24 protein-coding genes are annotated in these 22,630 nt (G+C 41.7%); 13 read left to right on the forward strand and 11 right to left on the reverse strand.

Features of this window, described 5'->3' with window-relative positions; all coding sequences use genetic code 11:
* Nucleotides 1–65 precede the first annotated feature (65 nt).
* From HUX68_RS18670 to HUX68_RS18680, 3 genes are all read left to right on the forward strand, one after another.
* Complete coding sequence (locus HUX68_RS18670) at nt 66–1,280, forward strand: quaternary amine ABC transporter ATP-binding protein (protein ID WP_174616209.1); 1,215 nt, start codon at nt 66–68, stop codon at nt 1,278–1,280.
* Nucleotides 1,273–2,118, forward strand: a complete 846-nt coding sequence (locus HUX68_RS18675; protein WP_217424811.1) for an ABC transporter permease — start codon at nt 1,273–1,275, stop codon at nt 2,116–2,118. Before HUX68_RS18670 ends, HUX68_RS18675 begins: the two co-directional genes overlap by 8 nt.
* A 77-nt stretch (nt 2,119–2,195) precedes the next feature.
* Nucleotides 2,196–3,143 carry a glycine betaine ABC transporter substrate-binding protein gene (locus HUX68_RS18680; protein WP_174616210.1) on the forward strand — a complete coding sequence of 316 codons (948 nt, stop codon included), beginning with the start codon at nt 2,196–2,198 and terminating at the stop codon, nt 3,141–3,143.
* A 348-nt stretch (nt 3,144–3,491) separates the two neighbouring features.
* Here HUX68_RS18680 and HUX68_RS18685 read toward each other — a convergent pair whose 3' ends face one another.
* From HUX68_RS18685 to HUX68_RS18695, 3 genes are all read right to left on the reverse strand, one after another.
* Entirely contained in the window at nt 3,492–3,851 is a 360-nt protein-coding gene (locus HUX68_RS18685; protein ID WP_174616211.1) for a YtxH domain-containing protein, read from the reverse strand.
* A gap of 165 nt (nt 3,852–4,016) precedes the next feature.
* Entirely contained in the window at nt 4,017–4,538 is a 522-nt protein-coding gene (locus tag HUX68_RS18690; protein ID WP_174616212.1) for a tryptophan transporter, read from the reverse strand.
* A 137-nt stretch (nt 4,539–4,675) separates the two neighbouring features.
* Nucleotides 4,676–5,101 carry an HIT family protein gene (locus HUX68_RS18695; protein ID WP_174616213.1) on the reverse strand — a complete coding sequence of 142 codons (426 nt, stop codon included), beginning with the start codon at nt 5,099–5,101 and terminating at the stop codon, nt 4,676–4,678.
* Between the two features lie 704 nt (nt 5,102–5,805).
* Between HUX68_RS18695 and HUX68_RS18700 the strand changes: the two genes are divergently transcribed.
* Both HUX68_RS18700 and HUX68_RS18705 read left to right on the forward strand, forming a co-directional pair.
* Nucleotides 5,806–6,549: an ABC transporter ATP-binding protein gene (locus HUX68_RS18700; RefSeq protein WP_174616214.1), complete on the forward strand. Its 744-nt coding sequence runs from the start codon at nt 5,806–5,808 to the stop codon at nt 6,547–6,549.
* Nucleotides 6,542–7,753 carry an ABC transporter permease gene (locus tag HUX68_RS18705; RefSeq protein ID WP_174616215.1) on the forward strand — a complete coding sequence of 404 codons (1,212 nt, stop codon included), beginning with the start codon at nt 6,542–6,544 and terminating at the stop codon, nt 7,751–7,753. Before HUX68_RS18700 ends, HUX68_RS18705 begins: the two co-directional genes overlap by 8 nt.
* 81 nt (nt 7,754–7,834) lie before the next feature.
* On the opposite strand, the gene HUX68_RS18710 is transcribed toward HUX68_RS18705, so the two are convergent.
* Nucleotides 7,835–9,016 carry a M20 family metallopeptidase gene (locus tag HUX68_RS18710; RefSeq protein ID WP_281355783.1) on the reverse strand — a complete coding sequence of 394 codons (1,182 nt, stop codon included), beginning with the start codon at nt 9,014–9,016 and terminating at the stop codon, nt 7,835–7,837.
* A gap of 193 nt (nt 9,017–9,209) precedes the next feature.
* Nucleotides 9,210–9,644 (reverse strand): ferritin-like domain-containing protein, encoded by a 435-nt coding sequence (locus HUX68_RS18715; protein ID WP_174616216.1) that lies wholly within the window; start codon nt 9,642–9,644, stop codon nt 9,210–9,212.
* 103 nt (nt 9,645–9,747) lie between these two features.
* Here HUX68_RS18715 and HUX68_RS18720 point away from each other — a divergent pair, with 103 nt between their 5' ends.
* The 6 genes from HUX68_RS18720 (at nt 9,748) to HUX68_RS18745 (ending at nt 13,970) form a co-directional block, all read left to right on the forward strand.
* Nucleotides 9,748–10,395 (forward strand): phosphatase PAP2 family protein, encoded by a 648-nt coding sequence (locus HUX68_RS18720; RefSeq protein WP_246206722.1) that lies wholly within the window; start codon nt 9,748–9,750, stop codon nt 10,393–10,395.
* Between the two features lie 96 nt (nt 10,396–10,491).
* The gene (gene liaF / locus HUX68_RS18725) at nt 10,492–11,256 is read left to right on the forward strand and encodes a cell wall-active antibiotics response protein LiaF (protein ID WP_174616217.1); all 765 of its coding nucleotides are present in this window, start codon (nt 10,492–10,494) and stop codon (nt 11,254–11,256) included.
* Nucleotides 11,257–11,272: 16 nt separating this feature from the next.
* Nucleotides 11,273–12,310: a sensor histidine kinase gene (locus tag HUX68_RS18730; protein WP_174616218.1), complete on the forward strand. Its 1,038-nt coding sequence runs from the start codon at nt 11,273–11,275 to the stop codon at nt 12,308–12,310.
* Nucleotides 12,311–12,324: 14 nt separating this feature from the next.
* Nucleotides 12,325–12,963: a response regulator transcription factor gene (locus tag HUX68_RS18735; RefSeq protein WP_174616219.1), complete on the forward strand. Its 639-nt coding sequence runs from the start codon at nt 12,325–12,327 to the stop codon at nt 12,961–12,963.
* 79 nt (nt 12,964–13,042) lie between these two features.
* Nucleotides 13,043–13,471, forward strand: coding sequence for a disulfide oxidoreductase (locus HUX68_RS18740; RefSeq protein WP_246206723.1), 429 nt, complete (start codon nt 13,043–13,045; stop codon nt 13,469–13,471).
* A gap of 1 nt (nt 13,472) precedes the next feature.
* On the forward strand, nt 13,473–13,970 hold the full coding sequence (locus tag HUX68_RS18745) for a thioredoxin family protein (RefSeq protein ID WP_174616221.1): 498 nt from the start codon (nt 13,473–13,475) through the stop codon (nt 13,968–13,970).
* A gap of 25 nt (nt 13,971–13,995) precedes the next feature.
* Here HUX68_RS18745 and HUX68_RS18750 read toward each other — a convergent pair whose 3' ends face one another.
* The 4 genes from HUX68_RS18750 to HUX68_RS18765 all read right to left on the reverse strand — a co-directional run bounded on the left by HUX68_RS18750 (nt 13,996) and on the right by HUX68_RS18765 (nt 17,535).
* Complete coding sequence (locus HUX68_RS18750) at nt 13,996–14,994, reverse strand: aliphatic sulfonate ABC transporter substrate-binding protein (RefSeq protein WP_174616222.1); 999 nt, start codon at nt 14,992–14,994, stop codon at nt 13,996–13,998.
* 58 nt (nt 14,995–15,052) lie between these two features.
* Nucleotides 15,053–15,820, reverse strand: a complete 768-nt coding sequence (locus tag HUX68_RS18755) for an ABC transporter permease (RefSeq protein ID WP_174616223.1) — start codon at nt 15,818–15,820, stop codon at nt 15,053–15,055.
* Nucleotides 15,810–16,592 (reverse strand): ABC transporter ATP-binding protein, encoded by a 783-nt coding sequence (locus HUX68_RS18760; protein ID WP_174616224.1) that lies wholly within the window; start codon nt 16,590–16,592, stop codon nt 15,810–15,812. The genes HUX68_RS18755 and HUX68_RS18760 overlap by 11 nt, the downstream gene beginning before the upstream one ends.
* A 337-nt stretch (nt 16,593–16,929) precedes the next feature.
* Nucleotides 16,930–17,535: a DNA-3-methyladenine glycosylase gene (locus tag HUX68_RS18765; protein ID WP_174616225.1), complete on the reverse strand. Its 606-nt coding sequence runs from the start codon at nt 17,533–17,535 to the stop codon at nt 16,930–16,932.
* Nucleotides 17,536–17,836: 301 nt separating this feature from the next.
* Between HUX68_RS18765 and thpD the strand changes: the two genes are divergently transcribed.
* Nucleotides 17,837–18,739: an ectoine hydroxylase gene (thpD, locus tag HUX68_RS18770; RefSeq protein ID WP_174616226.1), complete on the forward strand. Its 903-nt coding sequence runs from the start codon at nt 17,837–17,839 to the stop codon at nt 18,737–18,739.
* A gap of 172 nt (nt 18,740–18,911) precedes the next feature.
* Here thpD and HUX68_RS18775 read toward each other — a convergent pair whose 3' ends face one another.
* Nucleotides 18,912–19,208, reverse strand: a complete 297-nt coding sequence (locus HUX68_RS18775) for a phospholipase A2 family protein (RefSeq protein WP_174616227.1) — start codon at nt 19,206–19,208, stop codon at nt 18,912–18,914.
* 631 nt (nt 19,209–19,839) lie between these two features.
* Nucleotides 19,840–20,340 carry an antibiotic biosynthesis monooxygenase family protein gene (locus HUX68_RS18780; protein WP_174616228.1) on the reverse strand — a complete coding sequence of 167 codons (501 nt, stop codon included), beginning with the start codon at nt 20,338–20,340 and terminating at the stop codon, nt 19,840–19,842.
* A 158-nt stretch (nt 20,341–20,498) separates the two neighbouring features.
* On the opposite strand from HUX68_RS18780, the gene HUX68_RS18785 reads away from it, so the two are divergent.
* Nucleotides 20,499–22,628 (forward strand): transglycosylase domain-containing protein, encoded by a 2,130-nt coding sequence (locus tag HUX68_RS18785; protein ID WP_174616229.1) that lies wholly within the window; start codon nt 20,499–20,501, stop codon nt 22,626–22,628.
* The last annotated feature ends 2 nt before the right edge of the window (nt 22,629–22,630 follow it).

Consider the following 22,630-nt stretch of genomic DNA (forward strand, 5'->3'; position numbering starts at 1 on the left):
TTTTAAAAAAGAACGAGAGCAATACCCGAAAAATGAAAAAAGACAGAGTTAAGCGAGGTGAAGATATGAGTAAAATAAAGGTTGATAAATTAACAAAAATATTTGGCAAACGACCAAAACAGGCCGTCAGACATCTTGATGAAAATAAAACCAAAGATGAAATCCTGGAAATGACAGGAATGACGGTTGGTGTTAATCAGGCTTCCTTTGAAGTAGAAGCCGGTGAAGTCTTCGTTATCATGGGACTTTCCGGAAGTGGTAAATCCACACTTGTTCGTATGCTGAACCGCCTTATTGAACCAACTTCAGGCAGCATTGAAATCGATGGTGAAGAAGTTACCGGGATGAGTAAGGAACAGTTACGCGATTTAAGAAGAAAAAAAATGAGCATGGTTTTTCAGAACTTTGCACTGCTTCCTCATAAATCTATTCTAAAAAATACGGAATTTGGTCTGGAAATTCGTAAGACCAACCCTGAGGAACGGGAAAAGAAAGCACGCGAGGCATTGGAATTGGTTGGCCTTGGCGGGTATTTGGATAAATACCCAAGTGAGCTTTCCGGTGGTATGCAGCAGCGTGTCGGCTTGGCACGGGCGCTTGCCAATGACCCGGACATACTTCTGATGGACGAAGCATTCAGTGCGTTGGATCCATTAATCCGTAAAGATATGCAGGATGAGCTGATGGATCTGCAGCAATCCGTGCACAAAACGATTGTCTTTATTACACACGATTTGGATGAAGCGTTGCGGATTGGTGACAGAATTGCATTGATGAAAGATGGAAGCATCGTTCAGATTGGAACTGCAGAAGAAATTCTAATTTCACCGGCTAATGATTATGTAGAACGCTTTGTTCAGGACGTTGATTTGTCTAAAGTATTAACTGCCGGTCACGTCATGAAACGTGCGGAACAAGTGACCGTTGATAAGGGGCCTAAGGTTGCCTTAAAGCTGATGCGTGATAATGGTGTTTCCACCATTTATGTTACCGACAGCAAACGGAAACTTCTTGGTTATGTTACGGCTGATCAGGCGTCGGAAGCTGTTCAGGATAGAAAAGAATTGAAAGACGTGCTGACAACTGATATACCGACCGTTAAGCCGGATGTTTTACTGGCTGATTTATTTGAACAAATTACGGAAGCCAAAGCTCCGCTTGCAGTTATCGATGATTCGGATCGGCTGATCGGCTTGGTTGTACGGGGAATGGTGTTAGGTGCACTTTCCGGCGATGACACCATAATTAATGAGAATGGGGGTGACAGCTTAGATGGATAATATGCATAACTTATTTCCAAAGCTCCCACTAGCAGAATGGATTGAGTCGTTTGTCGATTTTCTGACAGACAACTTTGAGGCGTTTTTTGAGTCGGTATCAAATGGAATATCTTTTGTTTCGGAAGGTTTCGTTACATTACTTGCATTTATCCCACCGTTGGTATTCGTTGTTGCGCTTGCACTGATTGCCTGGTGGATTGTCAATTGGAAGCTTGGGCTATTCACGTTGATTGGAATGGGTCTGATTAATAACCTTGGATATTGGCCGGAGACAATTGAAACAATCGCTCTGATTATAATCTCTGTTTTGATAGCAATTATAATCGGGGTACCAATTGGGATCTGGATGTCGCAAAAAGCTTCGGTACAGGCAATTATTACGCCGATCCTTGATTTTATGCAGACAATGCCGGCCTTCGTCTACCTGATTCCAGCGGTTGTCTTTTTTGGTGTCGGGATGGTGCCAGGTGTTATTTCGACTATCATCTTTGCGACACCACCGACAGTACGTCTGACGAATCTTGGTATCCGTCAGGTGGATGAAGAGTTAATCGAAGCATCCAATGCGTTTGGCTCGTCTACAGGGCAACGCCTTACAAAGGTTCAGATACCACTAGCAATGCCAACAATAATGGCTGGAATTAACCAGACAATCATGTTAACTCTTTCCATGGTTGTTATTGCATCTCTGGTTGGTGCACCTGGTCTTGGTACAGTTGTTTACCGAGCCATCACACAAATACAGATTGGAACCGGTTTTGAAGGCGGACTTGCGCTGGTTATTCTTGCTATAGTTCTGGATCGTATTACACAGGGTGCAAATAAAGAGGATAAATAATTTTGATTACAATGCCCGACTGCATAAATGCGGAAGGGATTGGAAAAATAAATCAATATACAGGAGGTAAGCACATTATGTTTAAGAAATTTAGATTTATTGGCTTTGCAATGATAGTTGCATTGGCAGTTGTATTGGCCGCATGTGGCGGTGGAAATGAAGAAAGCTCAGATTCCTCAAACAGTGGATCTGAAGGTGAATCAGGCAGCAGCAGTGGTGTGGAACTCGGTGAAAAAGAACTGACAATGCCATATGTTGCATGGGCTGGAGCAATCGCTCGTACACACCTGATTGCACAGGTACTTGAAAAAGCTGGTTATGAAGTGGAAACACCACAAGTTGAAGCTGGTCCAATGTGGTCAAGTGTATCAGATGGGTCTGCTGATATTACTGCATCCGCTTGGCTGCCGACGACTCACCAAAGCTATTGGAAGAAATATAAAGACAGTGTAGAATCGATTAACACGGTTATTGATAAAGCACCACTTGCACTGACAGTGCCTTCTTATATGGAAAATGTTAATTCCGTTGAAGATTTGAAAGGAAACAAAGAACTTGGTGAAGCAACTGACTGGACGATTGTTGGTATTGATCCAGGTGCAGGGATCATGCAGAATACGCAAAAAGCATTAAAAGAATACGGCTTGGACAAATGGCAATTGACTGCAAGCTCAGGTTCAGCAATGCTTTCACAGCTTCAGAAAAAAATGGAAGATGAAGAAAAAATCATTGTTCCACTTTGGAAGCCGCACTGGGCATTCGCAGCAATGGATTTGAAAATGCTGAAAGACCCTAAAGGAATTTACGGCGGTGACGGTGACCATATCGATATCGTAGTTAACAAAGGACTGAAAGATAAAGCACCGGCTGCATATAAGATTTTGAAACAGTATACAGCTGACTATGAACAGCTGAACGCACTGATGGGCAAAATCCATGAAGGTGCAGATCCTGCAGAAGTTGCGTCTAAATATCTGGAAGAACATCCGGATAAATTGGATAAATGGTTGAAAGGCGTAAAATAAGCTTAGTAACCATACGAAAAGACTGCCAAGATGGCAGTCTTTTCTTTAGGCATTTTTTTGATATATAGGCAACCTGTATTTCGAATCAATAGAGATTCAGGCACAACTTCAAGAGATACAAGAACACCTTCAAGAGTTTGAGCTGCACCTTCAAGAGATTCAGGTACAGCTTCGAGAGTTAGGCGTGCATTTTCAAGAGATACAAGCACAGCTTCGAGAGTTTGTACGTCATTTTCAAGAATTTTCGTGTGGCAGCTTAATGATTCTTACATCGCTTTAAAGATGATATGAAAATTCCCCACCAGCTATAGAAAAGCAAGACCTTTTCCATGCAGGAGGGGAGTGCCATTATTGTTTATTAATTTTTTCTTCCAAGTCTTTCAGGCTTGATTCAATCTGATCCAGGTATTCATAAATGTTTTCCTGGTGTGGTTCAACAGCCAATTTCCATTCTTCAACAGAGCTTTTCATTTCCTGCGTCAGTTCCTTGACCAGGGCAGCCCCTTCTTTAGAGGTTTTTGTCAGTTGATTTTTTAACCGAAGACCATCCTGCTTCAGGTTTTCAAGCATATCCTTCCATTCGAGTCCCTGATATTTGGCACGGTTTCGAAAATCTTTTCCGGATGCCGGTGTACTAAGAAGTGTTGCAGCACTGCTGATTGCACCACCAACCATAACACCGAGTAACAGTGATTTTTTACTAATCATATAAAACGCCCCTTTCTGCACTTATTATATCATTTCCTTTATTTGGGAAGCTATGAAACATTCTCTTTTAGAAAACTTGGCTTATCGCCAATCCATTATGGCGAAAGCCTTAGTTGCTAAAAAACCTCTGACAAGTTGTGCCAGAGGATTGGGATATTCGGTCTTTTATGAAACGGATAATGTTTGCGTCTGTTTCATGACCCGCTGGACGACAGGATATACAACCGCCATCAGAACAGTATTTAAAATTGCTGTCGGCAGAACGATCGCAATAAATAATGCAGGAAATGCACCATTCATAAGACCAACAATATATAGGGCCGAACCGAGAAATACGGTTCCACTGATGATTGTACCAATTCCGGTCAGCATCGGAGCATTGATATTCGGATTGATTTTTTTGTTTACCAGAAGCAGCAATCCGAAAAATAACAATCCAGTGACAGGTTTATCAATCATATTGGCAATTTGTCCGCCGGGTGCCATTGTCGTTAACGCAGATAATATTCCAGTTACGATTGACAGCAGAACCACATACTTCAATTTCGGAAAAAGCAAAATTCCGAGAAACATCATGGACAGCATCATATCAGGCTTGACACCATACAAAACTGATGGTACCACTGTATGCAGAACTGCGCCTATTCCCACCAGCAATGACAAAATAATCAAAACTCTAGTATTCATTTGTATCTCTCCTCTTCTCAGCTAAACTAATCTAGTGATTAGTTCCTCAACTGTGCACTCATTGCCAGTTGCAGAAACATATCATTATTATAGCAGAAAACCGGCTTAATAAAAAAGTGGAAATTTTCTAAAAAAGACTATATCTTTTCGTTAATGGCAGCAGCGATTTGCTGGAGTTCCTCGGTGGAATAATCATCGCCATGTGTATTCCAATTGGATGAAAAACCGTCTCCATCACCATATCTTGGTATGATATGAATATGTAAGTGAAATACGGACTGATCCGCTGGTTCTTCATTATTGTTGAGCAGATTCATCCCAATCGGACTGTAACGCTCCTTAATGGCAGCAGCAATTTTTGGAACCCGGGCAAATAATTCACTTGCTACTTCCGGTGGGGTTTCATAAATATTCTTGGTATGTGTTTTTGGAATAACAAGTGTATGTCCTTTGGTTACCTGGCTGATATCAAGAAATGCGTATACTTTGTCATCCTCATAAACTTTTGCTGAAGGAATATCCCCATCAATAATTTTACAGAAAATACAATCTTCATGACTCATACGAAATCACTCCTAATTTTCTTTATAACGTCAGAAAGTATAAGTTAAGGTTGACCTTATAAGAAAAACTTAGGCAAATGCCGAGTTTTTCTAACATTAATTGTATAGACATAAAATTAACAGGTCAAGCCCGCTGATGCGGACTTGCCTGTTAAAGAAGCAAGAGGATGACTTGCAAAATTCTAATGTTGGGGACTTTGTAATGATTGTTAACGCTAATCGATTAACGTTGATTACAAATAAAACTTATTTTGGCAGAATCCCGTTTTACGGAGATACTCTGGCAAAAACGTTTATCTCATTAGATTGCCTTTCACAGACACCTCATTTGTGTTTGAACACGAATTTGTATGACAGTGTACATCCTCGTAACATTTTACGTGGATACGCTGGCAAAAAACGGTTATTTCGTTAGATTGCCGATCACAGACACCTCATTTGTGTTGAACACGAATTTTGTATCACAGTGGAACATCCTCGTAACTTCATTAGCTATTGTGGTTGGTTTGGGTGATTTTTATACATTAGATCAACTTAAAATTCGCCAAGCCTTTGGGCGGACGTCTTAGTTGGATTTAAGCAGTAAAAAAGTATTTATGCTTTCTTATCTGCCAAAAAATGTCGGATTAGCGGGAAGAGTTTATTTTGGCATTGCCATGCAAACATGGTAAAATTTTAATAAGTGACGTTTAGGAGGAGAATATGTGGAATCTTTGTTGCATATAGGTAATCTGCATGGCGGATATACACATAAGAATGTTTTGCACGGTATTTCGTTTGATGTTTTTCCAGGTGAAATTGTTGGTCTGATTGGATTAAATGGAGCGGGAAAAAGCACCACAATTAAACATGTGATCGGGTTAATGCAAGCCAAGAAAGGCATTGTTTCCGTGAATGGAAAAACGTTTGCGGAAAGTCCGGAAAGCTACCGCAATCAGATGGCCTACATACCGGAGATGCCGATTTTGTATGATGAATTGACATTGTACGAGCACTTAAGGCTAACTGCAATGGCCTACGATATTCCGGAAGATGTATTTGAAAAAAGACTTCAGCCACTCTTGAAGGAATTTCGGATGGAGAAAAAACTGAAATGGTTTCCGGTTCATTTTTCAAAAGGGATGCGGCAAAAAGTGATGATCATGTGTGCCTTTTTGATTGAACCGCCATTATACATTGTTGATGAACCGTTCGTCGGGCTGGACCCGCTTGGCATTAAATCGTATCTTGAATTGATGGATGGCATGAAATCCAATGGTTCGGGAGTGTTGATGTCTACCCATATTCTGGCGACAGCAGAGCGGAAATGTGACCGTTTTGTTATCATTCATGACGGGGAAATCCGGGCTGCCGGCACACTGGAGGAACTTCGGAAGGAATTTGATATGCCGGAAGCTGCATTGGATGATTTGTATGTGCAGCTAACGAAGGAAGATCGTCATGTTTGATTCTCATGATTTTTTCAAAAAGCGGCTGTCTGCCCATTTTAAGGAACTTAGCCGGTACACACGTTACATATTGAATGAGCACATCGCATTTGCCATGTTTTTTTTCGTGGCAGCGATGGCTTATTATTACCAGCAGTGGCTGAAGGATCTTCCCGAAAATTTCCCGGTTGCTCTGATTGCAGGAGTTGTATTCGGGCTGTTGGTCAGCTACAGTCCGGTGCGGACATTGTTGCAGGAGCCTGATCTTGTTTTTCTGATTCCGGCTGAGACGAAAATGGATGCATACTTCCGCGATGCCATCATTTCCAGTTTTGTTGTCCAGCTTTATGTGCTCCTGCTTGCCGGAGGAGCTTTGGGGCCATTGTATTTCGCTGCTTATCCGGATCGGGCAGGTAATATATACATACTGATTCTGGCAGTTGTGCTGATTTTTAAGTTGTGGAATCTGTTTACCAACTGGTGGATGCTGAAAATAAGGGAACCGGGTATTCGTCAGGTTGATTTGCTTGCCCGTACCTTGTTAAATATGGCTGTTTTCTATTTTCTTGTAAAAGGTGAAATGCTGCTTGCAGGCATCACAACGATTTTATTTGTTTTCGTCTTCTTATACGATTTAATGGTTTCCAGAAAACAAACGGGCGTGCTGTGGGATTTGCTGTTGGAAAAAGATCAGCATCGGATGCACACGTTTTACCGGATGGCCAATATGTTTGCAGACGTTCCACATTTGAAAAACCGGGTTAAAGGGAGACATTGGCTGGTGTCAATGGTCAGCCGCGTACCGTTTGTCAAGAAGCATACCTTTGACTATTTGTACCGGATTACCTTTATCAGGAGCAGTGATTACCTTGGAATGTATCTCAGGCTGATTGTGATTGGCGGCTTGTTTATCTTTTTTATTCCAAATCTGTGGATGAAGGCTATTTTTGCTTTGCTGTTTATTTACATGAGCAGCTTTCAGATGATTACATTGTATCATCACCATCGCACCGTCATGTGGCTTGATTTGTATCCAATCCCGTTAAAGGTCAGGCAGCAGTCAATGATAAAGCTGCTGTTTCAGCTGACCCTCCTGCAGACGATTGTTTTTACAGTGTTGCTGCTTGGAATGGGTGAGTGGTTCGCCGCTTTGATTGTAATTGCTGCCGGAATGGCGTTTAACTACATTTTTCAGAACGGATATGTAAAGAAGAAAATAATGTAATAAACGAAACCGTCTCATCTTTGAGATGGTTTCGTTTTTCTGAGGTATCAAGCCTGATTATTATCGAAGTCCAGTTTCAGCTCATTTTTCTAAACTTTGTTCCTGGAAATCAAAATATGCGGTAATCAGTGTTTTCGCGGCAACCGGTAATGCGCGTTCTTCAATGTCAAATTTCGGATGGTGGTGCGGATAGCCCTGGCCTTCTATTTTTGCACCGGTAAAGAAGTACGCTCCGGGCTTTTCCATCGTATAATAAGCGAAATCTTCCCCGGCCATTACCGGCTTAACTTCTTCGGCTTTTTTAATTTCCGGCACCTTTTTACTTGCCTTTAAAACTAGATCCGCTTCACGTTCATTGTTTATTAATGGGGGATAGCCTTTCTCATAATTCAGATCATATGTGACATCGTGCCCCACACAAACACCTTTGATAATTTTCTGGATTTCCTGTATAACCTGTTCCTGGACGTCCGTATTTAAATGACGTACTGTCCCGACGAGTTCTGCCGTATCAGCGATAATATTAAAAGCTGATCCCGCATTAAACTCCCCGATTGTGATAACTGCAGTTTCCAGCGGATCTAGCCGTCTGCTGACAATTTGCTGCAGTTCGGAAACGATTTGCGAGCCAATTACGATGGCATCCTTTGTTTCATGCGGATAGCCGCCGTGGCCGCCTTTACCCTGGATGGTAAGATTAAACCGGTCTGCGCCCGCCATGAATGCGTGTTTTGACGTTTTCAAAACACCAAACGGGGTCGTTGCCCACAGATGTGTTCCAAAAACGGCATCAACATGATTCAGCGCACCCGATTCGATGATCGGTTTCGCGCCGCCGGGAGCATATTCCTCGGCATGTTGATGTAAAAACACAATCGTTCCCGGTAATTGTTCCTGAAAAGCTTTCATTGTTTTGGCAAGAATGAGCAGACTTGCGGTATGCCCGTCATGTCCACAGGCATGCATGACACCGTCTACTTTTGACTTGTAGGGAACATCCTTTTGATCTTGAATGGGAAGTCCATCAAAGTCAGCCCTCAGTGCAATGGTTTTCCCCGGTTTCCCGCCTTTTAATGTAGCAATGACACCATTTCCGCCAACTTTCGTCTCGTGCGGGATTCCCAATTTTTTATAAAAATCAGCAATATATTTTGCCGTTTCCGTTTCCTGAAAAGAAAGCTCCGGATATTGATGAAGATAGCGCCGGATTTCCACCATCTCGGAATAATATTCATCCAGCTGTTTATGTATATCATGCAGCACGTAATCAACCCCTTTTATTATTGTCTTATAATTATAACATTAAACGGTATTTTAAAAAGGTGGAACATCATATAGTATTTGGTGGTTATTAAGAAAGTGGAAATTACGGAGAAGAAGATATATCGGGAAAAAATTCTATTCAAATTAAGAAAGGATTGCCGATCTTTGCAGCAATCCTCATTTAAACTCTCAATCAGGAAACTCGCGGGTCTGCGAGTAATCGTTCAATTTCTTCTTTATGATGTGTTTCATCGGCTATCATGTCTTCGATTTTAACGACGAGTTCTGTATATCCCAGTCCGTCTGCCTGCTTTTTGCGTTTTTCGTAGCGCTCAATCGTATCTTTCTCAGATTGCAGAGAAGCTTCAAGCAGGTCTTTTACCTCTGTTGGCTGCGGGATATCAGCTGCTTTTGTTGTCGGTGTTCCGCCGATATTATAGATCTTTTCCGCCAGATAGAGAGCGTGTCCCATCTCATCGTTTATTTCAGCCTCGAAAAAGGGCTTTAAGGCGGAACGGTACAGTCCTGTGACGACCGATGCACTGTACGTGTATTGAATTGCTGCAGCATACTCATGTGAGAGGTCTTCATTGAGACCATCTATCAAATTTTGTAAATCTTGATTCATTGAAAATCCCAGCCTTTCATAAATTTTATCATGTACATACGATTCCCTAAATCATTTTTTTAAAACCTGTTTTAAGGTATGATGAAAATAGGAGGTTTTGTACGTGCGAAGGAAAGATTTTTCTTTATTTGTCATTTTATTTAGTATAATGGCAGTAATAACAGGGACCTGGATTGTTAAGCTTGTAAATGGTTATGTATTGTACGTGGATCAATGGACCAGAGAGCTTGTTTCTGAGCTGGCGGGATCGTATGTTTTTACAATTTTCCGATGGATAACAGAGCTTGGATCAGGAACGTTTTTGACCCCATTCACGATCATCATGTCCATCGTTTTATGGCGTTTGTATCATGATTGGCTTGTGGCAGTTATTTTTGGATTAGGAACGTTATCCAGCCATGGATTGAATGTTTTGATAAAAATCCTTGTGGAAAGGGATCGTCCCAGTATTTTTGCTGCAGCTGATGCGGAAGGTTACAGTTTTCCTTCCGGCCATGCGATGATGTCCACAGTTTGTTATGGCTTGCTTTCCTATTTTCTTGCCAAAAAAATCGAAAATAACACAGCTTCAGCGATTATGTATGTTGGTTTTCTATTGCTTATCTTCTTAATTGGCATAAGCAGGTACATCATTAATGTGCATTACCTGACCGATGTGCTTGGCGGTTTCTTTTTTGGCAGTCTATGTCTGTGTGCACTGGTTCTTATATATAAAGCAGTGCAAAAAAAGCGCAGCGGTTCTCCGTCTTGAGTCTGAGGTAAAAACATTCCAGGGGTCATTCCGATACAAATGACAAACCGTTACAATAAAGGTGAATTAACTACGAAGAAAATAGGGGGGATGGCAATGGGCGGAGGTTTTTTTCGGCTTCTGATTGCAGTGGTGCTGATAATAGCCGGAGCTGTGTTGGTTTTGGAAAATATCGGTATTGTGGATATAAATATGGATAATGCATGGCTGTTTATTTATCCGTCTATTTTTGTTCTGTTTGGACTGAAATGGATGATTGATAAAATCAGGCATAAAGGCGGAAGCTGGATTTTCGGGTCATTTTTCTTTATCTTTGGTTCGCTGCTGCTTCTTGACAGGTTTGATGTCATTACGTTTCATTTCTGGGATGTTGTGAAATTGTGGCCATTGCTGATTGTGTATATCGGATTTTCGTTTATCAGCAAACCGAAGAGAGTGAAAGTTATTCATACATCAACTGACGAAAATGATAAACAGATAAAGACAGAAAAATACGATAGCAGTTATTTTTCAGTTGGTGAGTATGATTACACACAGCCGAACTGGAAAGTGGAACCGATGAATCTGAAGAGCATGGCCGGCGATTTTTACATGGATTTCTCCAAAGCATTTATTCCGGAGAAGGAAATTCCGATTTCCATCAAATCACTGGCAGGGGATGTGCATATTCTGATTCCGGAAAATGTTGCTTTCCGGGTAGATGCGTCAGCAAAAGCCGGTGACATTGATATAGCAGGTCAAAAAGCGGAAGGGATCAACAGACGCCTGCGGTACGAAACGAATGATTATCCATCTGCGGTAAAAAAATTGGATATACACGTTACTCTCAAGGCAGGATCCATTCGGGTTGTAACCGTATAGAAGGAGGCGGAAAATTATGTTGCAAAAATTAAGCAGTATTCGCTATATGTATATCCGTTCTCATTTATATGCCGTATTTCTGACCACTGTCATTCTATTGTCATTGCTTTTGTCTGTGTATGTCCTGATTTCACCTGATTGGCTATCGGCGCTTGGTATTTTTATTTTCATTTTATTTTATATGTTGATTGCTGTTGTCATTTCGTTTTATGCCGGTTTTAAATCAGGCGGGGAAATGAAGGAGCGGCTTGACTATTTATCAGGTCTGATTACGCAGTTTGCCAATGGTAATTATCATTCAAAAATTTATTTTAATGAGAACGATGAAATTACACGAATCGGTAATGAAATGAATGAGCTTGGCGGAAAATTGCAAAACCAGGTAAAATCATTGCAGCGGATGGCTGATGAAAAAGCGGATTTTGCCAAATCGGCGCATAAGGCAGCAGTTATTGAGGAAAGACAGCGGCTTGCCAGAGACCTGCATGATGCGGTCAGTCAGCAGTTATTCGCTATCACGATGATGTCAGAAGCATCATTGCGGCAGCTGGATATTGACCCTGCTGTTGCCAAAGAACAGCTGCAGGACGTTGCCGAAAGCGCCTTGAAAGCACAGACTGAAATGCGTGCACTGCTGCTGCATTTGCGGCCGGTGCATTTATCCGGCGAACCGCTCAGAATTGGTATAAAAAAGCTGATCGATGAGTTACAAGAAAAAACTGCAATGGAATTTAAAGTTGTGATCGATGATGAATTAGACTTATCAGATACGGTGGAAGAGCATGTTTTTCGGATTACCCAGGAAGCGCTGTCAAATACGCTTCGTCATTCGAAAGCCAGTCGTGTGTCAATCGAAGCTTCCACCCGGAGCAATGAGTTATTTGTACATATCAGTGATAATGGGGAAGGCTTTAATTTGAAAGAAAACACTGCAAGAAAAACATCCTATGGGTTGAAAACGATGCAGGAACGCACAGAAGAACTGGGAGGAACGTTTGCCATAAGGTCAACACAAGGAGAAGGTACGTATATTGATTTAAGGATTCCATGTTAAAAGGGGGCGGACGAATGGTTCGTGTAGTTGTAGTGGATGATCATGAAATTGTCCGAAAAGGGATTGTTTCCTATTTACGGACTGAAGAAGATATTGAAATTGCCGGGGAAGCATCCAGCGGGAATGATGGGGCAGCTATTATTCTGGATACCAAGCCAGACGTTGTTTTAATGGATCTTATTATGGAAAACGGCACCGGGATTGAGGCAACTGAAAAGGTCATGAGGGAGCTGCCTTCATGCAGGATTATAATTTTGACAAGTTACTATGACAATGAACAGGTTATCCCTGCGATTGAAGCCGGTGCATTTAGCTACATTTTAAAAACATCTTCCGCCCGGGAAATTGCAGCAGCAATTAAAAAGGCTGCGGCAGGTGAAAATGTTATCGAACCAAAAGTTGCCGGCCAAATGATGACTAATTTTCGGCGCAGTCCGAAGAAAGCGCATGAAGAATTAACAGAGCGTGAATTGGAAGTGCTTTTGTGTATTGGCGACGGCCTGACCAATCAGGAAATAAGTGATAAGCTTTTTATTGGTATAAAAACGGTTAAAACCCATGTCAGCAACATTTTATCAAAACTGGATGTGCATGACCGTACACAGGCAGCGGTGTATGTTCACAAAAATGCCTTATCTAAAAAAGAAAACTAGTATTTCGAAATCTCATTTTTGATTTTTCTGCAGAATTCCCTGTATAATTACTACGTAAAATAAAATGAGGAGCTTATTTATGGGAAATTCCAAGTCAAACGAAACACTGCTTATGCTTATCTGGGGACAATCATTTATCGCTCTTCTGGGGAGTCTGTTTTACTCGGAAATTATGGGATATGTCCCATGTGAGCTATGCTGGTATCAACGGATTTTGATGTATCCGCTCGTTATCATTTATGGTGCAGCTGCCATAAAAAAAGATATAACGATAGCGTTGCCGGGCCTTGTTATGAGTGGAATCGGCATGTGTGTGTCCGTTTATCATTATTTGGTACAAAAACTTCCTGCATTAGCAGATGCCGGCAATTCATGCGGATTAGTACCATGTAATGCTGAATATGTAAATTATTTCGGATTTATTACCATTCCTTTTATGGCCGGGGTTGCATTTATTGTGATTTTTGTTTTGCATATCATCCTGATGAAACAGCAGGGAGGGAAATAACATGAAAAAGAAGATGATTATTTTTGGGATTGTTATCGTAGTCTTGTTTGCAGGACTCTATTTTGTAATAGATTATAAAAACGATCAGGCGATGGAAAACAATCCATATGGCAAAGATGATCTGCACCAGGCAACAATTGATCAATTGGACAGCCCATATTACGGGAACCAGATTTTGCCTGAAGAATTGAACAAAAAGGTGAAAAGCGGAGAAAAACTTTTTGTTTATTTCTACAGTCCTACATGTCCGCATTGTAAGAAGACGACACCAATGCTGGCCCCGCTTGCCAAGGACATGAATGTGGATATGAAGAAGCTGAACCTTATCGAATTTCCGGCAATGGCATCTATGTATATGGTTAGAAGTACTCCAACATTGGTTTATTTTAACAACGGCAAAGAAGTTGACCGGGTAAATGGTGCACAATCAAAAGAATTATTCACAGCATTTTTCAATAAATATAAGGGCAGCAGTGATCAAAAAGCCAGCCAGGAATAATCCCGAGGCTGGCTTTTTGACTGTCTTATTTAATAAAACTTGTATCCACCAACCCATCCAGGTTTGGTTTTTCTTTTAAAAACTTAAGCTGATAGGAAGAATTTGCGAAGTCCTGCAATACATCGCCATCAACTTTATACGTGAAATTGATTCGTTCCCATGCATTGTCAATTACAGACGCAGAAAGCTTTTGATCTGTGATTTCTTTGATTTTTTTAATAGCGATCTCTTTAGCTTCTCCTGGGTTATCCTGAATAAATTTCGTTGCTTTCTTATGGGCGTCGACAATATTTTGAACCATATCCGGATTGTTTTTAACTAAGTCCTGTGATGTAACGAATACAGCGGCAGGCAATGTTTGGCCATACGCTACATTTTTGGTGTCAACGAGAACTTCTCCGCTTCCTTTTTTCTCGATAACAGATGCCCATGGTTCTGGTACCGTTGCGGTATCAACCTTTCCGGTCTTAAACAACCGGTGATATGTTGCCGGTTTTCCTGTGACGTGTTTCATGGTTCCGCCAATCCGCTTTGAGGTAATATCGTATTTTTCTTTCATCATCGTTTCAAATTGTACATCATGTGTGCAGCCTACATGTGGCGAAATAAAGGAATGTCCTTTCATGTCTTCCGGTGTTTCGATATCAGCGCCCTTCCTTGTCATAATAACGGTACCACCTGTTGAACCAGCGGCAACAATATTAATTTTTGCGCCGCTTGTAAAATGATTCATGGCTGGACCCGGTCCGACAAGGCCGCCTTCAATTTCTCCTGTTTCAATCGCGGTCATAAATGCAGAGCCATCCGGGAAATATTTATAATTAACCTTTGTTCCATCCGGTAATGTCTTGGCATATAACTCTTTTTCTTCAGCCACCATCCCGGCAACATGATTAATGTTCGGGAAGTATCCAATTGTGATTTCCTTTGATCCGTCAGCACTTGCCTGTTCGTCATTTCCGCCGCATGCAGTTAAGATGAAACTGAATGCAGCAACGAAAGCCAGTAAAATAAGTTTTTTCATTTTTTTCTCTCCCTTTTTTACAGCCTGTAACACCCGATTTAAGGATGGGGGGCACGGCCTAATTTTCTGTTCGCAATCCCCAGCGCTTCATCACGTTCTTTTCCAGTTTTGAAAATATAAGCTGGTCAACAACAGCGCCAATTACTCCAATAATGATAATAATGCCGATAACCTGATCCATGCGGGCGAAATCCTGCGCATAGCTCAGTGAAAAGCCGAGTCCAGGACCATTACTGAGCAATTCACCTGCCATGAGTGCTCGCCAGCTGAATGCCCAGGCAAGTCTGACACCTTGCATAAAATAGGGGATACTGGCAGGAATCTCGACACGTCGGAATAGACTGAATCCGCGTGTTCCCATCGTCCTGGCAGCATGGATGAGTTGTGGGGAAACGTTATGAATGGCAGTTCTTACATTTAATGCCATTACAAATGTACCGCCCAGCACAACGACGAAAATAACTGCAAACTCGGAAAAGCCAAACAGCATAATCGCAAGCGGCACCCATACAATACTAGGAATACTTTGCAATGCAATCAAGTACATTCCGGCTGTTTCATCCGCCTGATTCGATTTGCCGAAAATAACCCCCAGAATTGTTCCAAATAAAATGGCTAACGATAAGCCGATAAGTAAATGTTTCAGGCTTGCCCCTAAAGCTTTAACCAAATCTCCGCTGGCAAAACCTTCATATAATGCCGTTGCTATTTGTAATGGTGATGGTAAAATAATATCCGGAAAAACATCCATGACAAAAATCAGCTGCCACAAGCCGATCACTGCTACTAAGAATAAGATACGTTTGATGACTAAATTAATTTTCATTGGATAGCTCTTCCTTTAATACTTTATCAATTTCACCTTCCAGCAATTTCATCACCTTTTTTTCAATTTTAATCACCTGTTGATCTTCCCGTTTTCGTGGCCGTGAAATATCCACTTCTATGTCAGCAATGATTCGGCCCGGCAGCGTTCCCATTACGATAACGCGATCTGATAGTTTAATAGCTTCCTGGATGCTGTGGGTAACGAACAGGATTGTTTTTTTCGTTTGCTGCCAAATCCGTATCAGTTCATCATGCAAGATATGTCGTGTCTGTTCATCCAATGCTGCAAATGGTTCATCCATTAATAATACCTTTGGATTCATAGCCAGTGCACGTGCTATCGCAACCCGCTGCTGCATTCCCCCGGACAGTTCGTAAATGTAATTATCTTTAAAATGGCTTAAGTGAACCATTTTTAAAAAATCATCCGCACGTTCAATTGCTTCCTGTTTCGTCATCATCCCTTTCAACGGGAATGTAACGTTATCGCGGACATTAAGCCATGGAAATAAGGAAGGCTGCTGGAAGACCATTCCGCGTTCCCGGCCAGGCTGTTTAATTATATTGTCCTGAAGTGAAATCGTGCCTTCCGTGGAATTCTCAAGTCCCGCCACCATTGATAACAGGGTTGATTTTCCGCAGCCGGACGGTCCGAGTATAGATACAAACTGATTTTCCGGTACGGTTAAGTTAATATCTGAAAAAACGGTAAAGGGCTGCTGATCCCGTCCCATAAAGCGTTTGCTGACATCATCCATCTGAAGAAACATTTTGACCCCCCTTAAATAACATTATTCCGATAAAAAAAGTGTACTTTAAAAGTATACGCAAGCGCCGTCAAATATGTCAATGTTTTTTGATGCTTGGTGAATGGTCCTGCGTTCATTTGGATCCCGCTGATAAAAAGAAGAAGGCCGCCGATAAAAACGCCATCCCACTTAATAAAAGATTAGTTTGGTTGCACAACACAAATAAAGGGAGCCGCTGTATGGAAAGCCGCCTTACAAATGTACATAACCGCCGTATCAAGGTCGAAATCCGTCGTACCAACCTGTAAAATAGCCAGCGCTTATGCACTAGTCTTATGCGGTGTTATCGTATTTCCACTTACTTGGATACATAGGGATTGCCTTTTATCCAAAACCGCCATGGATAATCTTTTGCTTCACCGGAATTTCCAATGCCGATTCGCGGACCCGCCATGATCATGTCCGAACTAACTGTCCATCCGCTGGTGATCCAAAGAGGGGATTGATCAAGCGGGTGGCCATAATCTTCCATGGTAATTCCGAGTGCTTTTGTCAATTTGCCCGGGCCATTTGTCCATTGCCGTTCATTTTTTACTTTTGGTCGTCGGGATGCTATCAATTCCTGCCCGGTATATGGTTCAATTCCTCTGATTAAAACGGATTCAGGGACCCCGGCATTTCCGCTTACAATATTAATCAGGCAGTGTGTATGCATTGTATGGGTGTAGGCAAGTCCGGGTTGACCAAACATAATTTCTGTTCGTTTTGTGCGCCGGTTGTTAAAACTGTGAGCGGCTTTATCAAGCGGCCCCATATATGCCTCCGTTTCCACTATAAAACCAGCCGCAATTCCGTCAGACGTTTCTTTGATAAGCAAACAGCCTAACATACCTTTTGCCAGTTCAAGTGTCGGCTGGTGGTAGAAACTTTTGTTCATTGGTTCTTTATCATGAAAAATAAACATAGCAAACAGTCCTTTAAAGTCAGTATTCAATCTCTAATCCAATTTAACATTATTATTAACTTCCTTGTTATTTGTACTCCACACACAGCCCTTTTTGCAACATACAAAGAGCCCAACAGTTGATTTCTTTGTCTAAATTTGTATAATTGTATTAGAAGAGTCAGTATATTAGGATTTTTACCATCTAATTAAGTTGAAAAAATGTCGTTTAATGTTGGGAAAGCTTCCCGATCTGGGATGCTTAAGTATATAGAAAAAAACTTAATAATCATGAAATTTTTGTTGAGGAGTGTTTTTATTTATGAAAGATCTTTATCCTTCAAGAAAAAATGATCAGCCGTCAATTTTGGAGCGGAAGGATCCTGTGATTCATACAGACCGATCTAAAGATAATCAGGCTCCGATTTCAAAAGAACAACTTGATTCCTATGAACAAAATGGGTTTTTGCAGATTAAAAACTTCTTTTCTGAAAAAGAAGTAACGGATATGCAGAAAGCCATTTTTGAATTGCAGGACTCAACGAAGGGTGTCAGCTCGGACAAGGTCATCCGTGAGCCCGAAAGCGAAGACATCCGTTCCATTTTTCATGTCCATCAGGATGATGATTTTTTCAAGAATATAGCGTATGACAGCCGTATTCTTGACATTGTAAACCATCTTTTGGGAAGTGATGTATATATACACCAATCCCGCATTAATTATAAACCGGGATTTAAAGGGAAAGAGTTTGATTGGCATTCGGATTTTGAAACCTGGCATGTGGAAGATGGCATGCCGCGGATGAGAGCTGTCAGTCTGTCAATTGCCTTATCCGACAATTACACATTTAACGGGCCTTTGATGCTTATACCAGGGTCCCAGAGCTACTATGTCAGTTGTGTAGGGGAAACACCTGACGATAACTACAAAGAATCGTTGCAAAAACAGAAACTTGGTGTTCCGGATCAGGAGAGTCTCCGTTACCTTACGAAAAAGGGGAATGGCATATCCGTGCCCACCGGGAAGGCAGGATCGATCACGCTGTTTGAATCGAACACGATGCACGGTTCAACAAGCAATATGACACCATATCCGCGCAACAATTTATTTATGGTGTACAACAGCGTTGAGAATCGTTTGGCAGAACCGTTCTCCGGCGGAAAAGAACGTCCGGAATATATTGCTGTACGAGAAGGCGCAAGAAGCCTGACCGCTGCCAGATAAATAGAAATATAGAGGGGAAGCTTTCCTATGGATGGACTGCTGCAATTAATGCGGCAGTCTTTTTTTAGCAGGCAAGAAAGTATAAAATACTTTGCATAAGTGCAACTAAGGCTGTCACCTAAAGGCTTGGTGACAACCAAGTTTTCTAATATCTGGCTGAATCAGATTCTGTTTAGTTTCGCCTGCGACCTGCACAAGTAAAAAGTTGCTGCAGTTTCATATAGTTATACATGGCCGCAGCCTGTCTGCCTTTTCGAGTGTTACCATTAACTTTCGGCTGCAGGCAATCAAGAAATGCCCTGTCACATCGGCATTTTGATCTGGAACTGCGGTAACATTTGTCATGAGCTTTGCAACATGCATCCACATCGTTAATTGGGGCGCCAGGTCCGCTGCAGCCCGGTCCACACCATCTGTAGCCCGGGAATATCCGTAACCCCCGCACAGGTTTTGCATATATTTTTGACATGAAAAACCCTCCCTCTGTCATTGTTTTGGCAGACAGGAAAGGATAGAACTTTCCTGCCCGTATGGTATTCGCTCAAAAGCTTAGCGATTGTCTCGTTTTCTAATCCCTCTACTGCAGATTATGTATATCGATAAAAGATTGATTGCGCATGTGCACTACTGAGAGAAAAAATAATCATTTCTGCTTGAGACTATGAAACCTGTCCAATCAATAAACGATTTATATTCATATTATGAATAGAGTTAATCGAAAGGGAGGGGTTTCGGATGTGTTATTGTGATGCTCGTGATCATTATGATGAACACTGCATAAATGATTGTCATTATAAAACGAAAAGGTATTGTCACAATCCCTGTAAACATCATAATCCATGCAAGAAAAACTGTTGTTATAATCACTGCAGGAAAGATTGCAAACATGATATTTTTAAAAAGAAGAGACATGGTCACGATTCCTGCAGATGTTTTGATCTTTTTAAAGTAAAAGAGGAAAAAAACCATTGTCACTGTTGTGGCAGATATTATTAAAAAGAGCTCAGGGGTTGTATTCGGAAATAACGAAACAGCGCTGCAGCCGTTATCAGCTGCAGCGCTGTTTCGTGTTCGTATCTGGTATTTCAGTATGGCAGGTCTTATTTATCCGGATTGACCATCCGATAGGTGGTTACAAAAGGACGATCGGCAAAATATGCCGGCTGTTTAACATTTCCATCTTTATGTGCCTGTTTAAATTGAGTTGAATTCTTCCAGTCATCGAAATCCTCTTTTGAAGCCCATTGTGTAAACACAACATACTGGTGGCCTTTCTTGGGCCGGAGCAGCCGGAATGCTTGAAAACCAGCGAACGAATCAACATGCTGCTGACGGTTGCGGAAGTTTTCTTCAAAAACAGCTGTGCCTTCTTCCGTAACTGGAATATTATTCATCACAACATAGCCTTTATTTCTAATTTGTCCTTTTTGTAAAATTGCTTCAAACTCACGTCCTGATGCGAAGACGCTTTTCTTTTTTTCGGATTCATAGTAAACAAGCGTGCTGCCTTCCCCGTTCATAAAAAACAATTCAAGTTCCGGGTGTCTGTCTTTTAATTTTATCAAAAAATCAAATGTACCTTTCGTCATAAATGCATTCATACAGTTTCCCCTTTCTGAAATCTCTTTATCTTAATAATACCCTCTTTCCTGCAATGTTAGTCAATTATAATGATTATTAATTTATAGTAGATATTATTGCTTTTTAAATGACGAAATCTGTCGTATACTATACAGGTACAATTATTAGAGGTGGATACATGAAAAGGATAAAGTGGCTGGTACTTTCGTTTGCTGTAGTAGCTGTACTGGGGCTTATGGGCTATGCTGCCGTTGTATTCGGCGGTGCACTGGTTGTTGACGAAGAAGAGCTCACGCTTGATGCAACAACTACGATTGAAACCACCGACGGAAAAGTTATCGGCAGGGTGTTTGATGAGAACCGGATTCCGGTCAGTATTGATAAAATTCCCAAACACGTGCAGGAAGCGTTTGTTGCCATCGAGGACAGGCGGTTTTATGAGCATGAGGGTGTCGATTTTAGGTCAGTCGTACGGGCGGTTATGGAAGATATTGCCGCAATGGCAAAAGTGGAAGGCGCAAGTACCATTACAATGCAGCTTGCCAAGAATCTGTTCCTGCACAACGATAAAACCTGGATGCGGAAAACGAAAGAAGTTATGGCTGCAATTCACCTGGAACGTGAGCTTTCCAAAAAACGAATTCTGGAATTATATTTAAATGAAATTTATTTTGGACAAGGTGTTTACGGAGTGGAAGCAGCCTCCCGGTTTTATTTTTCCAAATCAGTCAATGACCTGACAATTGCGGAAGGTGCACTATTAGCAGGGATGGCCAAGGGGCCGAATGGTTATTCGCCGATTGATCATCCGGACAAAGCCTTATCGCGCCGAAATCTTGTATTGCAGGTCATGGACGATACCGGGAAAATTTCGACGGAACAGCGAAAGAAAGCGCAGAATAAATCACTTGGATTAGATCTGCGAAAAGATAAGCCAAATCCCTGGGCAGACGGATATATCGACTTGGTACTGCAGGAAGCACGGGAGAAGCACGATCTATCTATAGATGAACTGAAACAGGGTGGATACCGGATTATTGTCAACATGGATAAAGAAGCCCAAAAAATTGCCCATGAACTTTTTACAGAAGACCGATTTTTTCCGGGCAGTACAAAAGGCGTGCAGGGCGCTTTCGTCATGATGGAAAAGGCTTCCGGGAAAATAACCGCTGCAATTGGCGGAAGAGGCTATCAGCTTGGGGATCTGAACCATGTGACGGTTAAGCGACAGCCCGGATCGGTTATGAAGCCCATTGCTGTATACGGCCCGGCGATGATGAAAAAAACATATCAGCCATATTCGGTAATACCTGATCAAAAAATGGAAATAAATGATTATACAGCAACAAATTACGACGATCAATATGCCGGAGCGGTCACGATTTATGATGCACTTGTTCAATCCAAAAATGCTCCGGCAGTCTGGCTTCTTGATCAAATTGGTATTTCGTATGCAAAAGACTACCTGCAGCAGATGGATATCACGATTGAGGATCAAGGTTTGGCTGTTGCATTAGGTGGTTTGAGTAAAGGACTTACCCCGCTTCAGATGGCAGAGAGCTACCGGACATTTGCGAGCGGCGGCAAGGCAATTGAATCAACAACTATCAGCAAGATTTACAACAGGGAGCAGCAAACTATTTTTAAGGCGGACCCGGAAGAGACACAAGTCTTCAGTCCACAGTTAGCATGGAATATGACCGAAATGCTGACAGAGGTCGTAGAAACAGGAACCGGAAGCGCTGGTGAGTATTCCAAAGCACTGGCAGGTAAAACCGGATCAACGGAGCACCCGTTTGTGAAAGGTGAATACAAAGATGCCTGGTTTGTAGGTTACACACCTGAATACGTCAGTGCATTATGGATGGGATATGGAACATCTGACGAGAACCATTATCTCACTGGCGGGAGTGAATATCCGACTCGTCTGACCAAAGAAATTTTATCGGAGCTGAATGAAACTGAAAATCTTGCGGCATCCTTCACCAAACCTGAGCAAGTGGAGGATTTGCCGGAGCCGATTGAACTGCCGAATAATATTAACCTGCAGTCGGAACTTGCATTTGGCGGGTTTTCACTTTTTCAGGGAAAGCTGAATTGGACCGGTTCATCAGATAACCGTGTCGTCTATCGTATTTATCGTGAAGAAGAAGGAATAGACGAACGTGTCGGTGAAGTAAAGGGAAAGTCTGAATATGTAATTGACAACTTAAATCTGTTCCGGTCTTCCGCTTATTATGTAGTGCCGTATAATCCATTGACAAAAATAGAAGGAAAGAAATCCAATACGGTGGAAATATCCCTGTAATT

Source organism: Virgibacillus ihumii (assembly GCF_902726655.1).
In the GTDB taxonomy this organism is placed as follows: domain Bacteria; phylum Bacillota; class Bacilli; order Bacillales; family Amphibacillaceae; genus Lentibacillus; species Lentibacillus ihumii.

Bases quoted from the DNA above. Each gene is read 5' to 3' on its own strand.
- HUX68_RS18670 (WP_174616209.1), top strand. From the start codon at position 66: ATGAGTAAAATAAAGGTTGATAAATTAACAAAAATATTTGGCAAACGA.
- HUX68_RS18675 (WP_217424811.1), top strand. From the start codon at position 1,273: ATGGATAATATGCATAACTTATTTCCAAAGCTCCCACTAGCAGAATGG.
- HUX68_RS18680 (WP_174616210.1), top strand. From the start codon at position 2,196: ATGTTTAAGAAATTTAGATTTATTGGCTTTGCAATGATAGTTGCATTG.
- HUX68_RS18685 (WP_174616211.1), bottom strand. From the start codon at position 3,851: ATGATTAGTAAAAAATCACTGTTACTCGGTGTTATGGTTGGTGGTGCA.
- HUX68_RS18690 (WP_174616212.1), bottom strand. From the start codon at position 4,538: ATGAATACTAGAGTTTTGATTATTTTGTCATTGCTGGTGGGAATAGGC.
- HUX68_RS18695 (WP_174616213.1), bottom strand. From the start codon at position 5,101: ATGAGTCATGAAGATTGTATTTTCTGTAAAATTATTGATGGGGATATT.
- HUX68_RS18705 (WP_174616215.1), top strand. From the start codon at position 6,542: ATGTTTGATTCTCATGATTTTTTCAAAAAGCGGCTGTCTGCCCATTTT.
- HUX68_RS18715 (WP_174616216.1), bottom strand. From the start codon at position 9,644: ATGAATCAAGATTTACAAAATTTGATAGATGGTCTCAATGAAGACCTC.
- liaF (WP_174616217.1), top strand. From the start codon at position 10,492: ATGGGCGGAGGTTTTTTTCGGCTTCTGATTGCAGTGGTGCTGATAATA.
- HUX68_RS18730 (WP_174616218.1), top strand. From the start codon at position 11,273: ATGTTGCAAAAATTAAGCAGTATTCGCTATATGTATATCCGTTCTCAT.
- HUX68_RS18735 (WP_174616219.1), top strand. From the start codon at position 12,325: ATGGTTCGTGTAGTTGTAGTGGATGATCATGAAATTGTCCGAAAAGGG.
- HUX68_RS18740 (WP_246206723.1), top strand. From the start codon at position 13,043: ATGGGAAATTCCAAGTCAAACGAAACACTGCTTATGCTTATCTGGGGA.
- HUX68_RS18745 (WP_174616221.1), top strand. From the start codon at position 13,473: ATGAAAAAGAAGATGATTATTTTTGGGATTGTTATCGTAGTCTTGTTT.
- HUX68_RS18750 (WP_174616222.1), bottom strand. From the start codon at position 14,994: ATGAAAAAACTTATTTTACTGGCTTTCGTTGCTGCATTCAGTTTCATC.
- HUX68_RS18755 (WP_174616223.1), bottom strand. From the start codon at position 15,820: ATGAAAATTAATTTAGTCATCAAACGTATCTTATTCTTAGTAGCAGTG.
- HUX68_RS18760 (WP_174616224.1), bottom strand. From the start codon at position 16,592: ATGTTTCTTCAGATGGATGATGTCAGCAAACGCTTTATGGGACGGGAT.
- HUX68_RS18765 (WP_174616225.1), bottom strand. From the start codon at position 17,535: ATGTTTATTTTTCATGATAAAGAACCAATGAACAAAAGTTTCTACCAC.
- thpD (WP_174616226.1), top strand. From the start codon at position 17,837: ATGAAAGATCTTTATCCTTCAAGAAAAAATGATCAGCCGTCAATTTTG.
- HUX68_RS18775 (WP_174616227.1), bottom strand. From the start codon at position 19,208: ATGTCAAAAATATATGCAAAACCTGTGCGGGGGTTACGGATATTCCCG.
- HUX68_RS18780 (WP_174616228.1), bottom strand. From the start codon at position 20,340: ATGAATGCATTTATGACGAAAGGTACATTTGATTTTTTGATAAAATTA.
- HUX68_RS18785 (WP_174616229.1), top strand. From the start codon at position 20,499: ATGAAAAGGATAAAGTGGCTGGTACTTTCGTTTGCTGTAGTAGCTGTA.